A 14,030-nucleotide genomic window follows, 5' to 3' on the forward strand; every position below is an offset into this window, starting at 1 on the left:
GCCTGGAGTAACGTGTCAACATGCCGTTCGCTCATGACACCGTGGCGGAGCTCCGGTCGGCCGTCGCCCTCGTGAACTCCGGCGAGCCGCCGGAGACGCTCGAGACCACGGCCGACCTCGACGCCTTCTTCCGCGAGCACGAGTACACGGGCCGCCACGACGGCACCACGCAGGAGCTCGACCAGGTGCGGGCGCTGCGCCCGCACCTGCGTGCCCTGCTCCTCGCGGACCGCGACGAGGCTGCCCGGCTGGTCAACGAGCTGCTCGCGGGCGTTCCGGTCCACCCGCGCCTCGTGCGGCACTCGGGCGAGGACTGGCACGTCCACGCCACCGCCGACGACGCCCCGTTCGCCACCCGTATCGTCGTCGAGACCGCGATGGCCATGATCGACGTCATCCGTGATGACGAGCACTCCCGGCTCGCGGTGTGCGCGGACGCCGACTGCCAGGGCCTCGTGCTGGACCTGTCGCGCAACCGCTCGCGGCGGTACTGCTCCACGGCGTGCACCAACCGCAACGCGCAGGCGGCGCTGCGAGCGCGCCGGTCTGCCTGAACGGCGGACGCGCCGGGCCGGCGTATCTGGCCGACCTATCTGCCCACGTATCTGGCCGCGGCCGGCGTGCTCCCTCCCCGCGAGGGTGCCAGGGCTTCCCGGGGCGACGACCCGCCCGGCCCGGACCCGCGAAGGAGGCGGCGATGTCCGTCACGACGAGCAAGGCCCTCGACCCCTGGCCGGTCGTCCGTCCCGGCGACCGGTTCCACCCCGTCGGCACGCTGCAGCACCTGCTCAACGAGCACGGCCACGACCTCGAGGTCGACGCCTCGTTCGGGTCGCTCACCGAGGCCGCGGTGCGCGCCTCCCAGCGCGACTTCGGCCTGGAGGTCGACGGCGTCGTGGGGCCCCGCACGTGGGGCGCGATCGTCGTCACCGTGCGCCACGGCAGCCGCGGCCACGCCGTCCGCGGCGTCCAGGCCGAGCTCGACACCCGCCCCGGCTTCGACCTCGTCGTCGACGGCGTCTTCGGGGCGCAGACGGAGGCCGCGGTGCGCGAGTTCCAGCAGGCCCTGTCGGCGTTCGGCGTCCTCGTGGACGGCGTCGCCGGTCCCGTGACCTGGCGGGCGCTGGTCAGCGGGATGGTCTCCCACTGACGCCGACGTCGCCCTCGCGGTCCGCGGGCAGCAGCAGGTCGCAGACGGCGACGAGCCGCGCGCGCAGCTCCTGGCCCCGCGCGGCGAACCCGCGCTGCCGTCGCACGTACTCCGCCTTGCCCTCCGGCGTCTCGATCGGCACGGCCTCGACGCCGTACGACGAGACGTCGTAGGGGGCGGCGGCCATGTCCGTGTACCGGATGTCGCGGGCCAGCTCGAACGCGTCCAGCAGCAGGTCGCCCGGCGCGGCCGGCCCGAGCTTGAGCGCCCACTTGTACAGGTCCATCCCGGCGTGCAGGCAGCCCGGCTGCTCCATGGCGGGCTGGCGCTCGCGGGTGGGGCGCAGCTGGTTGCGGCCGGAGGCCTCGGGCGTGAAGAACCGGTAGGCGTCGAAGTGCGAGCATCCGATGCGGTGCGACTCGACGACGGCGTCCGTGCCGTCGTGGCCCAGCCGCAGCGGCAGCGGGTGGCGGTGGTCGCGACCGGCGGCGCGGTCGCGGTACACCATCGCCCACTCGTGCAGGCCGAAGCAGCCGAAGGTGCCCGGGCGCCCCGCGGTGGCGGACACGAGCGCGCGGACGTAGCGGACGGTGTCGCCGCGGTCGGCGACGAAGGCCTCGACGTCGAGCGTCGCGCCCGTGCCGCCGTCCGGCACGTCCACCGCGCGGTACCAGCGCCACCCGGCGTGCTCGGCGGCGTCCGCGAGCACCACGCCCGGGCCGGGGTGCCAGCGGCGCAGGTGGCCGACCCGCGTCGGGTAGTAGGTGAACAGGAAGTCCTCGATCGCGTGCGTCGAACCCCGGTCGCGGGCGTCGCGCCAGACGGCGGTCAGCGCGTCGGCCCGCGCGGCGTGGGCGGTGGCTCGGGGCTCCCAGTCGGCGAGCGGGACCAGCGCGGGCGCGACGACGTCGGCGGGGGCCGCCGGGTCGTGGAGGGTCGTCGCGCGCACCCCACCAGGGTACGAGCGCGGCGAGCACGCCCCGTGCCGGGCTAGCGTGGGACTCGTGCCGCACACCCACGAGTTCCGTCAGGTCGACGTCTTCGCCACCGGCCCGCTCACCGGCAACCCCGTCGCCGTCGTGCACGACGCCGACGACCTCGACGACGCGCAGATGGCCGCCTTCGCGCGGTGGACCAACCTGTCCGAGACGACGTTCCTGCTGCGCCCCACGACGCCCGATGCCGACTACCGGCTGCGGATCTGGACGCCCGGGGGCGAGCTGCCGTTCGCCGGCCACCCGACGCTCGGCACCGCGCACGCGTGGCTCGAGGCCGGCGGGACGCCGCGCTCCGCGGAGCGCGTGGTGCAGGAGTGCGGCGTCGGGCTCGTCACCGTCCGGCGTGACACCGAGGACGGCACGAGCCGGCTCGCGTTCGCCGCGCCCCCTCTGCGGCGCTCCGGCGCCGTGGGCCCGGAGGACCTCGCGCACATCGCGCGCGGCCTGCGGGTCAGCGTGGCCGACATCGAGGACGCCGCGTGGGTGGACAACGGCCCGGGGTGGGTCGCGGCCCGCCTGCGCGACGCCGCGGCCGTGCTCGCCGTCGAGCCGGACCTCGGCGCGTTCGGCGGCCTGAAGATCGGCGTCGTCGGCACCTACGCGCCGGGCGAGTCGGACGCCGCCGTCGAGGTGCGCGCCTTCGTGCCCGACATCGGCGTCGCCGAGGACCCGGTGACCGGCAGCCTCAACGCCGGGCTCGGGCAGTGGCTGGCGGGCGGCCTGCTGCCCGCGTCGTACGTCGCCTCGCAGGGCACGGCCCTCGGCCGGCGCGGCCGCGTGCACGTCCGCCTCGACGCCGACGGCGCGGTGTGGGTCGGGGGCGCGGCGGTCACGACGGTCGCCGGCACCGTGGCGCTCTGAGCGGGGAGGGCCGATGACGTCCAAGGTCGTGCTCCGCGACGGCACCCCCGAGGCGGCCGCCGCGCTCGCCGCCGGCGCGCGGGTCGTCGCCCGGTCGTGGCGCGCCGGGCTGAACGTCGACGGGGGCGAGCCGCCGGTGTGGGGGCGGGCCCGGGCGGCGGTCGCGGACGTAGCGGTGCTGCGCGAGCTCACGCCCGACGACCGCGACGCGATCCTCCGGCTCGACCAGGACACGGCGACCGACTACCCGGGGGACGTGGCCACGACGCACCGCCCGCTGACCGCCGACGCCGCGACGCCGACGCCGTACCGGCGGGCGTTCGGGGCCGTCGTCGGGGCCGACCTGGTCGCGATGACGGTCGTCGACGTCGACGGCGACCGCGCGGAGACGGACTTCACCGTCGTGTCACGGTCGTGGCGCGGCCGTGGGCTCGCCGCGGCCGTCAAGGCGCTGTCCCTCGGCACGCTCGCCGCCGCGGGCGTGCGCCGGTTCCGCACCGGCGGGTCGTCGGAGAACCGGGCGATCATCGCGGTCAACGAGGCCCTGGGGTACGTCCGGGACGAGGAGTGGCTCACCCTCGTGCTCGACGCCGAGCAGACGGGCTGACGGATCACCGGGCAGGCGGTGTGCCCGCCGCCCGCTCCGCGACCGTCCCCACCAGCCGCTCCAGCGGCCCCCGACCGAGCAGGAACCGCCACGCCGTCGCCGCGGCGAGCGTGACCAGCACCATCACGACCAGCGGGCCGTTGGTCGTGGATCCCAGCAGGTCCCAGCGCCAGATCGCGACGATCTGCAGCGAGTACACGGTCAGCGCCATCGACCCGACGGCGGCCAGCGGGGCGAGCGCCCGGCGCCCCGCCCGGCCGACGTGCAGGCACAGGCCGACGACGGCCACCGCGAACCCGCCCGACGCGAACGCCTCGAAGGCGGTGTCGTCGTGCGGCCCGGCCAGGAGCAGGCCGGCCCCGCTCGGCCACGGGTCGTCCCACGCGAACGTCGCGCCGTCCACCGAGGTCGTCGCGTCGCGCTGGGCGACGACCGCGTCCTGACCGCCCGCGGCGTCCGTGAGCGCGCCGGAGGCGACGGAGAACGCCGCCCACGCCGCCAGCCCGCCGACGAGCAGCCCCGTGCGCAGCCGCTCGGAGCGCAGGTCGCAGCGGCCGATCGCCATCCCCGCCAGGACGTACGCCATCCACACGATGGCGGGGTACGCCCCGGTCAGCACGAAGTCCGTCGCGGCGCCGGAGCCGTCGCGCGGGAGGCGCAGCCCCGCCCGTGCGAGCGCCTCCGGCCCCCAGAACGCGAGCACCGGCCCCACCAGCGCGACCGTGACGGCGAGCGCGGCGAGCCGCCGGGGCCGCCAGCGCAGGAACGGCAGCGCGAGCACGAAGTAGCAGGCGTAGAAGCCGAGGATCAGCAGCACGCGCGTGCCGAGCAGGTCGAGCAGCGCGACGAGGGCGAGCAGCAGCACGGCGCGCACGAGCAGTCGGGTGCGGGCCCGGCGCAGGGGGTCGCCGTCCAGGGGACGCGGCCCGCCCGAGACGATCGCCACCGAGATCCCGGCCACCAGCGCGAACAGGATCGAGGACCGTCCGTGGGACAGGTCGAGCAGCCACCACGCCGGCCCGGCGTCGGGCGTCGTGACCCCGACGTGGGCGGTGAACATGCCCAGGACGGCGATCCCGCGGGCCACGTCGACGCCCGGGACGCGCTCCGGTCCGCCGACGAGACGGTGCAGGCCGGCGCGCAGGTCGGCGCGGAATCGAGAGGTCGGCACGCCGGTGGCCGCGGTCATGGCGCGATGATGCCACCGCGCGACGGCGCGCGTCGTCCCGGTGCGTGAGAACGCCACGGCCTGCGGGCCGCGCGGTCACTACGGTGGGAGCATGAGTGACCTCAGCGCGGAGCCCGCACCCCAGGGCGACCCCGAACCCGCAGGTGCCGACCTCAACGACGCGATCGAGGCACCGAGCACCCACCACACGGTGCCCAGCAAGGAGTCCGAGTCGTACACGCACGGCCACCACGAGTCCGTGCTGCGCTCGCACCGCAGCCGCACCGCCCAGAACTCCGCCGGCTTCCTGCTGCCGCACCTGCGCGACGACATGTCGCTGCTCGACGTGGGCTGCGGCCCCGGCACCGTGACCGCCGACCTCGGCCGGATCCTCGCCGGCGGCGAGGTCGTGGGCGTCGACGCGAGCCCCAAGGTGCTCGAGGCGGCGCGCGAGCACGCCGAGGCGCTTGGCTACGGCAACGTCCGCTTCGAGCAGGCCAACGCCTACGAGCTGCCGTTCGCGGACGACTCCTTCGACGTCGTGTACGCGCACCAGCTGCTGCAGCACCTGTCCGACCCGGTCGCCGCGCTGCGCGAGATGAAGCGCGTGGCCAAGCCGGGCGGCATGGTCGCCGTGCGCGACGCCGACTACGCGGGCATGGCCTGGTACCCCGAGACCCCGGGCCTCACCGAGTGGAACGAGCTGTACCACGAGGTGACGCACGCGTACGGCTTCGAGCCGGACGCCGGCCGCCGCCTCATGTCGTGGGTGCAGGAGGCCGGGCTGGACGGCATCGTGCCCTCGGCGTCGTCGTGGTGCTACGCCACCCCGACCGACCGGCAGTGGTGGGGCGAGCTGTGGGCCGAGCGCTGCGTGGAGTCCAACTTCGCGGTGCAGGCCAAGGAGTCCGGCCTCGCCGACGACGTCGCGCTCGAGCAGATCGCGCAGGACTGGCAGGCGTGGGCCCAGGCGCCCGACGGCTGGTTCGCCATCCTGCACGGCGAGGTCCTCGCCCGCGCGTAACCTGGGCGCGTGCGCATCGCGAGATTCACCACCGGAGACGACCCCCGCTTCGCCCTCGTCCAGCAGGAGGGGGAGAAGACGTTCCTCGCCGTCCTCGGCGGCGACCCGCTCTACATGCCGGCCATGCCGACGGGGGAGCGGATCGAGCTGGGCGACGGCGTGCGGCTGCTCGCCCCGGTGATCCCGCGCTCCAAGGTGGTCGCGGTCGGCAAGAACTACGTCGACCACGCCAAGGAGATGGGCGGCGAGGTGCCGGCCACGCCGCTGCTGTTCTTCAAGCCCAACACCGCCGTCGTCGGCCCCGACGACCCGGTCGTGCTGCCCGAGTTCACGCGGGAGGTGAGCTACGAGGCCGAGCTCGCGGTCGTGATCTCCAAGGTCACCAAGGACGTCGAGCCCGAGAACGTGCGGTCGTACATCCTCGGCTACACCGTCGCCAACGACGTCACCGCCCGCGACGCGCAGCGCACCGACGGCCAGTGGGCCCGCGCCAAGGGCTTCGACACGTCGTGCCCGCTGGGCCCGTGGATCGACACGGACCTCAACCCCGAGGACGTCGCCGTGCGCTCGCGCGTCAACGGCGAGCTCAAGCAGGACGGCCGCACGGCGGACATGGTCTTCGACGTGCCGTTCCTCGTGTCGTACATCAGCAGGGCGATGACCCTGCTGCCGGGCGACGTGATCCTCACCGGCACGCCCGCCGGCGTGGGGCGCATCGACCACGGCGACCGCGTCGAGTGCGAGGTCGACGGCATCGGCGTCCTCGCCAACCCCGTGTTCCGGCGCGACTGAGCGTGCCGCCCGACGGCGCGGGCGCCGACGCCCGCGAGGCGCTGCGGCGCATGCCCGTGGCCGGCGACGCGCAGCGCGCGCTGCGCGACCGGTTCGTCGCGCACCTGGACGCCCACCCGGACGGCGTGCTGCGCACCTGCCGCCCGGACCACCTCACCGCCTCCACGGTGGTGCTGTCCGCGGACGCGTCGCGCGTGCTGCTCACGCTGCACGCGAAGGCGGGGCGCTGGTTCCAGCTCGGCGGGCACCTCGAGCCGGGCGACCGCACGCTGGCCGGCGCCGCGCGGCGCGAGGCCGTCGAGGAGTCGGGCCTCGAGGTCGTCGTCGACCCGGTGCCCGTGCACCTGGACGAGCACGCCGTCCCGTTCTGCGGGCCCGACGGCGACGCGCACCACCTCGACGTGCGCTTCGTCGCCGTCGCGCCCGACGGCGCCCGGCACGCGGTGAGCGAGGAGTCGCTCGACGTGCGTTGGTGGCCGGTGGCCGGGCTGCCGAACCCCGACCTCGCCGACCCGGTGGCGCTCGCCGTCGCCCGGGTGCGGGGCCGCTGACGCCGCCGCCACCGGACGGCAGCACGCGCCCGGCCAACTAGGCTGTGCCCCGTGAATCCCGCTGCCGGCTCCGACGTCCGTGTCCGCTTCGCCCCGTCCCCGACGGGCATGTTCCACGTGGGCGGTGCCCGCTCCGCGCTGTTCAACTGGGCCGTCGCCAAGCAGCAGGGCGGCACCTTCGTGCTGCGGGTCGAGGACACCGACGCCGCGCGCAACAAGCCCGAGTGGGTGGACGGCATCCTCGACGCCCTGTCGGCGCTGGGCATGCACGCCGAGGACCCGACGTTCGAGGGCCCGTACTTCCAGTCGCAGAACGTCGAGAAGCACCGCGAGGCCTCGGCCCGCCTGTTCGAGGCCGGCCGCGCCTACTACTGCGACTGCACGCGCGACGACGTCGCAGCCCGCACCGGCAACGCGCACTCGGGCTACGACGGCTTCTGCCGTGACCGGGGCCTCGCCTACGAGCCGGGCCGGGCGCTGCGCTTCCGCACCCCCGACGAGGGCGAGACGCAGGTCGTCGACCTCATCCGCGGCAACCCGACCTTCCCGAACTCCGCGATGGAGGACTTCGTCGTCGCGCGCGGCGACGGGTCGCCCGTCTTCCTGCTCGCCAACGTGGTGGACGACCTCGACGAGGGCATCACGCACGTGATCCGCGGCGAGGAGCACCTGCCGAACACGCCCAAGCAGCAGCTGCTGTGGGAGGCGCTCGGCGCGCAGCCGCCGACGTGGGCGCACCTGCCGGTGATCGTCAACGAGAAGCGCCAGAAGCTGTCCAAGCGCCGCGACAAGGTGGCGCTCGAGGACTACCTCGCCGAGGGCTACCTGCCCGAGGCGATGGTCAACTACCTCATGCTGCTCGGCTGGGCGCCCGGCAACGACGAGGAGATCCTGCCGTTCGACGAGCTCGTCCGGCGGTTCCGCATCGAGGACGTCAACAGCGCGTCCGCGTTCTTCGACGTCAAGAAGCTCACCGCGTTCAACGGCGAGTACATCCGGGCGATGAGCGTCGACGACTTCACCGCCGCCGTCGACCCCTGGCTGCACGCCCCGAAGGCGCCGTGGACCGAGGAGCAGTACGACGCCGCCGCGTTCGCGAAGGTCGCGCCGCTCGCCCAGTCGCGCGTCGCGCTGCTGGCCGACATCACCGACAACGTCGACTTCCTCTTCCTCGACGAGCCCGTGGACGACGAGCGGTCGTGGGCCAAGGCGATGAAGCCCGGCGCCGCCGAGCTGCTCGCCGACGCCCGCGCGGCGCTCGCGGACCTCGCCACCTGGGAGGCGGAGCCGCTCAAGGACCTGGTGACCGCGGTGGGGGAGCAGCACGGCCTCAAGCTCGGCAAGGCGCAGGCGCCGGTGCGCGTCGCGGTCACGGGCCGCACGATCGGCCTCCCGCTCTTCGAGTCGCTCGAGGTGCTCGGCCGCGAGCGCACGCTGGCCCGCGTGGACGCGGCGCTGGTTCGCCTCGATGGTTGAGCCTGTCGAAACCCCGGTCACGTCCGGTGGCATCCATGGCGTCCTGCTCGACGTCGACGACACGCTCGTCGACACCAAGGGCGGGTTCGCCAAGGCGCTGACCGCCGTGGCCGTCGAGTACCTGCCGCACGTGCCGGCGGAGCGCTACCCGGAGCTGCTGGCGCACTGGCGCACCGACCCGGGCGGCTACTACAAGCGGTTCACGCGCGGCGAGACGGACGCCCTCACCCAGCGCCGGCTGCGCGCGGACCTGCTGCACCGGACGTTCGGCGGCGAGCCCGTCACCGAGGAGACGTTCGCCGACTGGGACGCCCTGTTCTGGGGCACGTTCGAGCGGTCGTGGGCGGCGTTCGACGACTCCGCGGCCGCCCTCGACGCGCTGCGGGCCTCCGGCGTCCGCATCGGCGTCGTGACGAACGCGTACACCGAGCTGCAGGAGCGCAAGCTGCGCGCCGCCGGGCTCGAGGACGTCCCGGTGCTGGTGGGGGTGGACACGCTCGGCTACGGCAAGCCGCACCCCGACGTCTTCGTCGAGGGCGCCCGCCGCCTGGGTACCGACGTCGCGCGCACGGCGTACGTGGGCGACGAGCCCACCACCGACGCCCGCGCCGCCCGCGACGCCGGCCTCGTCGGCGTCTGGCTCGACCGCCCCGGCGCCCGCCGCGACGACGAGCACCACGTGGACGCCGACGCCCTGCGCGCCGACGGCATCGTCGTGCTGCCCGGGCTCGCCGGGCTGCCTGCCGCCCTCGGCCTCTGACACCCCCGCGAGGTGTCAGAGCCACACGGGGGTATCGACCCGCCTGGCTCTGACAGGTCCGTCAGGGGGCGAGCAGCAGGACGGCGGCGAGCGCCAGTCCGGTCACGACGACGGTGCCCAGCGCGCCGAGCAGCAGCGGGCGACGCGCGGTGCGGGCCAGGCGCGGCACGTCGACGCCGGTGCCGAGGGCGAACATCGCGGCGACGAACAGGATCGTCGTGAGCTGCTGGGCGGTGTCGGTGACGACGTCGGGCAGCAGCCCCGTGCTGCGCACCAGCACCGCCGCGAGGAAGCCGAGCACGAAGCCGGGGACCAGCGGCGCGCGCCGCCCGGCAGCCGGCGCGGCGTCGTCCGGCGCGTCGTCGGCGGGGGCTGCGGTGAGCGCCGCGCGTCGCGAGAGCAGCGCGCCGGCGCCGGCGACGAGGGGTGCGAGCAGCACCACGCGCGCCAGCTTCGTCACCGTCGCCGTGGCCAGGGCGGCCGCCGAGACGGTGCCCGCGGCCGCGACGACCTGGGCGACCTCCTGGACGCTGGCGCCGATCCAGAGGCCCGCCTGGTGGTCGGTGAGGCCGAGGACGCCCGCGAGCCACGGCAGCACGAAGATGGCGACGGTCCCGTAGACGGTGACGAGGGCGAGCGCCGCGGCGACGTCGTCGCGCAGGCGGGCGGGGCCCGCCCCGCCGGCGCGCGGGTCGCGTTCGAGCACGCTCGTCATGGCGGAGACCGCCGCGGCGCCGCAGATCGAGAACCCGGTCGCGACCAGCAGGGAGGTCGCGCGCGGCACGCGCAGCAGGCGCCCGAGGCCGAGCACCGCCGCGAACGTGCCTGCCACGGTGACCACCACGACGGCGATCCCGCGCCAGCCGAGCGCCAGCACGTCGGGGATCGACAGCTGCAGGCCGAGCAGCACCACCCCGGCGCGCAGCACGGTCCGCGCCGTGCGGTCGGTGCCGGGCCCGACCCGCTCCGCGAACCGCGCCGCGCGCCCGCCCCGCGGGACGAACCGACCGAGCACGGAGCCGAGCACCGCGCCGGCCACGAGGGCGAGCACGAGCGGGGACAGTGCGCCCCCGGTGACGGGGGCGAGCAGGCGGGCGACGCCCAGGAGCACGACGGTCGCCGCGGCGGCCAGGGCGAGGCCGGGAACGAGACCGTGCGTGGCGCGGGCCGTCGAGGCGGTCGGGGCGGTGGTGGGGTGAGCAGCTGGCACCTGACCAGGCTCTCGGCCTGCCACGGTGCCCGGAAGCGCCAGGTGCCGATCGATCCATAGACTGACGCTATGGCAGAACGACCTCCGCTGGCCGCCCTCGAGCTCCTGGTCGCCCTCGACGCGCAGGGCTCGATCAGCGCCGCGGCCCGGGCGGCCGGGGTGTCGCAACCCACGGCGTCCGCCGGGCTGCACCGCCTGGAGCGCCGCCTCGGCCTCGAGCTCCTGGCCCGCGGGCCGCGCGGCACGGCCCTCACCGCCGTCGGGCGCCAGCTGGCGGAGGCGGCGCGCGCCGTGGTCGACGCCACGGACCGCTTCGAGGCCGCGGCCGCCGCCCTGCGGTCCGCGCCCGTCCCGGGGCTGCGCGTGGCCGCGAGCCTGACGATCGCCGAGTACCTGGCGCCGCGCTGGCTCGCCGCGTTCGGGCGCGGGGAGCGGGAGGCGAGCGGGGCGGCGCCCGACGTCGAGCTCGTCGTCCGCAACTCCCGCGAGGTCATGGAGCTCGTGCTCGACGGCGCGGTCGAGCTCGGGTTCGTGGAGAGCCCGACCGTGCGGCGCGGGCTGCGCTCGCGCACCGTGGCCCACGACGAGCTCGTGGCCGTCGTCGCGCCCGGTCACCCGTGGGCGCGACGCCGGTCCGTCGGCCCGGCGGCCCTCGCGGCGGGGCGGCTCGTGCTGCGCGAGTCGGGCTCGGGCACCCGCGACGTGCTCGAGGACGCGCTGGGCCAGGCGGGGGTGCGGCTGCCCGCCCACGTCACCGCCCTGGGCTCCACGGCGGCCGTGAAGTCCGCGGTGCGGCACGGGGACGGGGTGACCGTCCTGTCCGCGCTCACCGTGGCGGACGACGTGTCGGCGGGCCACCTCGTGACCGTGCCGATCGCCCAGCTCGACCTCTCGCGGCGTCTGCGCGTGGTGTGGCGCGACGGGGCGTCGCTGTCGGCGCCGGCGCGCCGGCTCGCCGCAGTGGCGGGCGCGCGCTGACGGTCGCGCGCTCAGCGCCGTCGGGCCCGGTACGCGTACGTGACGTAGGGCAGGTCCACCTCGGCGCGGCCGGCGAGGTCCGGGTGCGTGGCCGCCAGCGCGTCGACGTCGGCGAGCCGCGCGGCGCGCTCGTCGTCGGGGAGCGTCAGGAGGTAGCTGCGCGTGCCGGCGAGGGTGCGCAGCGCGCCGGCGGGAGCCGGTCGGACCACCGGAACGTGGCGCCCTCGACGGCGTCGAACGCCGCGCCGAGCTCCGGCCCGCGCGGCTCCGCCTCCACGGGCTCCAGGGCGTCCCCGCGGTGCAGGATGTCGCCGAACCGTGCGACCCAGTCCGCGGAGGTGTCCCGCACGTTCCAGACCACCCCGACCAGTCCACCCGGCCGCAGCACGCGGGCGATCTCCGTGGCGGCGGCCGCGGCGTCGAACCAGTGCCACGCCTGGCCCACGAGGACGGCGTCGACGGAGCCGTCGGGCAGAGGGATGCGCTCGGCGGTGCCCTCCCGGGTCGAGACGTCGGGCAGCCGCGCCGACAGCTCGCCCAGCATGGGCACCGACGGGTCGACGGCGACGACCTCCGTGCCTGCCGCGACCGCGCCGACGACGACCTCGGTGAGCTTGCCCGTCCCGGCGGCGAGGTCGAGGACCCGCCGCGCGCCCCGGGGCAGCAGCCACGCGACGGCGTCTCGCGGGTACGTGGGCCTGACCTGGGCGTACACGTCGGCGTCGCGGTCGAACGAGGCGGCGCGGACGGCGTGGTCGTGCGGGTCCTGCCCGGCGGGGGAGGGAGCGGACGAGGGCGGCGGAGGCGTCGGGGAGGTCATGCGGGGAGCCTGCCATGGCCGGCCGGCGGGCGTGACGCACGGCACCTCGCGCGCGTTTTGGCTGACGGGCACCCGTCCGGTAATGTTTTCCGACGTTGGGCCTGACGAGGGCGCTCCGACTGTGTCGGATTTGCCCGGAAGGTCTGATCCATTGGGGTATGGTGTAATTGGCAGCACGAGTGGTTCTGGTCCACTTAGTCTAGGTTCGAGTCCTGGTACCCCAGCGCAACGCTCTGCTCCCGCCTCAGGCGGTGTGTACAGTGTGCTCGGCACGGCGGTCCCTCGGGGCCGACGAGTCATAGGCCCCCATCGTCTAGCGGCCTAGGACGCCGCCCTCTCACGGCGGTAACGCGGGTTCAAATCCCGCTGGGGGTACGCAGGTCGTCCGTTCCGACGGGCGCCGCACGGTCCGGGCCTCGCGGCCCGCGACCAGTTCCAGGCCCCCATCGTCTAGCGGCCTAGGACGCCGCCCTCTCACGGCGGTAACGCGGGTTCAAATCCCGCTGGGGGTACACAGCAGGCAAGGCCCGGTCCACACGGACCGGGCCTTCGACGTTCCCGCGCCCGGTCTCGTCGCCGCGCCCGGTCGCGTCGTCGAGCGTCGGACGTCAGAGGAACGGGTCGGGCACGATCGCGCCGTCGCTGCGCGGCGGGTCGTAGCTCGCGCCGGTGGGCTTCCACGAGACCGGGTGCGCCCCGTCGCTGGGCTGAGCCTCAGGCGGGCGGGGCGCCGGGTTCGGCGGCTGCACGGCGATCGGCTGGGTGGTGGGGCGAGGGCCCTCGGAGGTCTCGCGGCCGGGCACCACGGTCGGCGCGCCGTCGGCCGGACGGGTGGGCCCGCCGCCCAGGTCGTCGTCATCGTCCAGGCGGGGCCCGCCCGGCGTGAACAGGGTGTCGCACAGCGTGCGGTACGTGGAGTCCGGGCGCGGGACGTACCTGATGGTGCGCAGGGCCTGGTCCTGGCCGGCGGACTCCATGTCGAAACGGCCGTAGCCGAGGACCTGGCCCGTGGGGCTGCGCGAGTACCCCATGTCGGTGACCTTTTTCATCGGCATCATCGCGACCTTGTGCACGACGAGCCCGTACAGCAGCAGCAGGCGCTTGTCGGTCGCGACGAACCACTCGTAGCGCCACGCGAGCCACTTCCAGGCGAGGCGGCCGGCCACGACGAACCAGGCCACCCACAGCCACCCCACGGTGGGGCGCACGTCGACCGGGGTGGACATGACGATCGTGCCGATCAGCAGGAACGCGGCGGCCGTCGTCGCGATCGGCTCGAGGAGCTGCGCCCAGTGGTGCCGCGTCGCGACGATCACCCGCTCGTTCGGCAGCACGTACCGGCGCAGGTGCGCGTGGGCACGCACGGCGTCGCGCTGGCGTCTCTCGTCGGTGATCACGTCGCGGTCCGGAGCGCCGTCAGTCGGTCAGGTTCGAGAAGAACTGCCCGAAGCTGGAGAAGGCGTTGGTGATGAAGTCCCAGATCGCCTCGACGATGTTTGCCGCACGCTCCGGGCTGCTCACGATCGCGTAGATCAGGAAGATCACGACGATCCAGATCAGCAGGGTCTTGGCCTTCGCGGGCATCAGGTCCTCACGCCTCTCGGGTCTCAGGGCAGGGCTGCCCCGTCAGCCAGG

17 protein-coding genes and 3 tRNA genes are annotated in these 14,030 nt (G+C 75.1%); 13 read left to right on the forward strand and 7 right to left on the reverse strand.

Annotated features, from left to right (window positions below; translation table 11 throughout):
- Nucleotides 1-20: 20 nt before the first annotated feature.
- Together AAG589_RS00310 and AAG589_RS00315 are read left to right on the forward strand one after the other, a co-directional pair.
- The gene (locus AAG589_RS00310; RefSeq protein WP_430565260.1) at nucleotides 21-554 is read left to right on the forward strand and encodes a CGNR zinc finger domain-containing protein; all 534 of its coding nucleotides are present in this window, start codon (nucleotides 21-23) and stop codon (nucleotides 552-554) included.
- Nucleotides 555-697: 143 nt separating this feature from the next.
- Nucleotides 698-1,150, forward strand: a complete 453-nt coding sequence (locus tag AAG589_RS00315) for a peptidoglycan-binding domain-containing protein (protein ID WP_430565261.1) — start codon at nucleotides 698-700, stop codon at nucleotides 1,148-1,150.
- Here the strand turns inward: AAG589_RS00315 and AAG589_RS00320 are convergent.
- On the reverse strand, nucleotides 1,128-2,099 hold the full coding sequence (locus tag AAG589_RS00320; protein WP_446719659.1) for a 3-methyladenine DNA glycosylase: 972 nt from the start codon (nucleotides 2,097-2,099) through the stop codon (nucleotides 1,128-1,130). The two genes, AAG589_RS00315 and AAG589_RS00320, sit on opposite strands and share 23 nt — an antisense overlap.
- 55 nt (nucleotides 2,100-2,154) lie before the next feature.
- Here AAG589_RS00320 and AAG589_RS00325 point away from each other — a divergent pair, with 55 nt between their 5' ends.
- Complete coding sequence (locus AAG589_RS00325; protein ID WP_430565262.1) at nucleotides 2,155-3,009, forward strand: PhzF family phenazine biosynthesis protein; 855 nt, start codon at nucleotides 2,155-2,157, stop codon at nucleotides 3,007-3,009.
- Nucleotides 3,010-3,022: 13 nt separating this feature from the next.
- Entirely contained in the window at nucleotides 3,023-3,616 is a 594-nt protein-coding gene (locus AAG589_RS00330; RefSeq protein WP_430565263.1) for a GNAT family N-acetyltransferase, read from the forward strand.
- 4 nt (nucleotides 3,617-3,620) lie between these two features.
- On the opposite strand, the gene AAG589_RS00335 is transcribed toward AAG589_RS00330, so the two are convergent.
- Nucleotides 3,621-4,805, reverse strand: coding sequence for a heparan-alpha-glucosaminide N-acetyltransferase domain-containing protein (locus tag AAG589_RS00335; protein ID WP_430565264.1), 1,185 nt, complete (start codon nucleotides 4,803-4,805; stop codon nucleotides 3,621-3,623).
- Nucleotides 4,806-4,896: 91 nt separating this feature from the next.
- On the opposite strand from AAG589_RS00335, the gene AAG589_RS00340 reads away from it, so the two are divergent.
- Genes AAG589_RS00340 through AAG589_RS00360 form a run of 5 tightly spaced genes read left to right on the forward strand, consistent with a single transcriptional unit; the run spans nucleotide 4,897 to nucleotide 9,387 of the window.
- The gene (locus AAG589_RS00340) at nucleotides 4,897-5,808 is read left to right on the forward strand and encodes a methyltransferase domain-containing protein (protein WP_430565265.1); all 912 of its coding nucleotides are present in this window, start codon (nucleotides 4,897-4,899) and stop codon (nucleotides 5,806-5,808) included.
- A gap of 9 nt (nucleotides 5,809-5,817) precedes the next feature.
- Entirely contained in the window at nucleotides 5,818-6,600 is a 783-nt protein-coding gene (locus AAG589_RS00345; RefSeq protein WP_430565266.1) for a fumarylacetoacetate hydrolase family protein, read from the forward strand.
- Between the two features lie 2 nt (nucleotides 6,601-6,602).
- Nucleotides 6,603-7,151, forward strand: a complete 549-nt coding sequence (locus tag AAG589_RS00350; RefSeq protein WP_430565267.1) for an NUDIX hydrolase — start codon at nucleotides 6,603-6,605, stop codon at nucleotides 7,149-7,151.
- A gap of 51 nt (nucleotides 7,152-7,202) precedes the next feature.
- The gene (gene gltX / locus AAG589_RS00355; RefSeq protein ID WP_430565268.1) at nucleotides 7,203-8,627 is read left to right on the forward strand and encodes a glutamate--tRNA ligase; all 1,425 of its coding nucleotides are present in this window, start codon (nucleotides 7,203-7,205) and stop codon (nucleotides 8,625-8,627) included.
- Nucleotides 8,620-9,387: an HAD family hydrolase gene (locus AAG589_RS00360; RefSeq protein WP_430565269.1), complete on the forward strand. Its 768-nt coding sequence runs from the start codon at nucleotides 8,620-8,622 to the stop codon at nucleotides 9,385-9,387. The genes gltX and AAG589_RS00360 overlap by 8 nt, the downstream gene beginning before the upstream one ends.
- 61 nt (nucleotides 9,388-9,448) lie before the next feature.
- Here AAG589_RS00360 and AAG589_RS00365 read toward each other — a convergent pair whose 3' ends face one another.
- On the reverse strand, nucleotides 9,449-10,597 hold the full coding sequence (locus tag AAG589_RS00365; RefSeq protein ID WP_430565270.1) for a YeiH family protein: 1,149 nt from the start codon (nucleotides 10,595-10,597) through the stop codon (nucleotides 9,449-9,451).
- Nucleotides 10,598-10,666: 69 nt separating this feature from the next.
- Between AAG589_RS00365 and AAG589_RS00370 the strand changes: the two genes are divergently transcribed.
- Nucleotides 10,667-11,575: a LysR substrate-binding domain-containing protein gene (locus AAG589_RS00370; protein ID WP_430565271.1), complete on the forward strand. Its 909-nt coding sequence runs from the start codon at nucleotides 10,667-10,669 to the stop codon at nucleotides 11,573-11,575.
- A gap of 11 nt (nucleotides 11,576-11,586) precedes the next feature.
- Here the strand turns inward: AAG589_RS00370 and AAG589_RS00375 are convergent, their stop codons facing one another.
- Together AAG589_RS00375 and AAG589_RS00380 are read right to left on the reverse strand one after the other, a co-directional pair.
- Nucleotides 11,587-11,784 (reverse strand): hypothetical protein, encoded by a 198-nt coding sequence (locus tag AAG589_RS00375; RefSeq protein WP_430565272.1) that lies wholly within the window; start codon nucleotides 11,782-11,784, stop codon nucleotides 11,587-11,589.
- Nucleotides 11,721-12,395 carry a class I SAM-dependent methyltransferase gene (locus tag AAG589_RS00380; protein ID WP_430565273.1) on the reverse strand — a complete coding sequence of 225 codons (675 nt, stop codon included), beginning with the start codon at nucleotides 12,393-12,395 and terminating at the stop codon, nucleotides 11,721-11,723. The genes AAG589_RS00375 and AAG589_RS00380 overlap by 64 nt, the downstream gene beginning before the upstream one ends.
- Nucleotides 12,396-12,547: 152 nt before the next feature.
- Here AAG589_RS00380 and AAG589_RS00385 point away from each other — a divergent pair.
- From AAG589_RS00385 to AAG589_RS00395, 3 genes are all read left to right on the forward strand, one after another.
- Nucleotides 12,548-12,619 (forward strand) — tRNA-Gln (locus AAG589_RS00385).
- A gap of 78 nt (nucleotides 12,620-12,697) precedes the next feature.
- A tRNA-Glu gene (locus tag AAG589_RS00390) sits at nucleotides 12,698-12,770 on the forward strand.
- Nucleotides 12,771-12,834: 64 nt separating this feature from the next.
- Nucleotides 12,835-12,907, forward strand: a tRNA-Glu gene (locus tag AAG589_RS00395).
- A 96-nt stretch (nucleotides 12,908-13,003) separates the two neighbouring features.
- Here AAG589_RS00395 and AAG589_RS00400 read toward each other — a convergent pair.
- A complete protein-coding gene (locus AAG589_RS00400) occupies nucleotides 13,004-13,792 on the reverse strand; it encodes a PH domain-containing protein (RefSeq protein WP_430565274.1) in 789 nt (262 codons plus the stop codon).
- 19 nt (nucleotides 13,793-13,811) lie between these two features.
- Nucleotides 13,812-13,979, reverse strand: a complete 168-nt coding sequence (locus AAG589_RS00405; protein WP_430565275.1) for a hypothetical protein — start codon at nucleotides 13,977-13,979, stop codon at nucleotides 13,812-13,814.
- Between the last annotated feature and the right edge of the window lie 51 nt (nucleotides 13,980-14,030).

The organism is Isoptericola sp. F-RaC21, assembly GCF_038593535.1.
Classification (GTDB): domain Bacteria; phylum Actinomycetota; class Actinomycetes; order Actinomycetales; family Cellulomonadaceae; genus Isoptericola.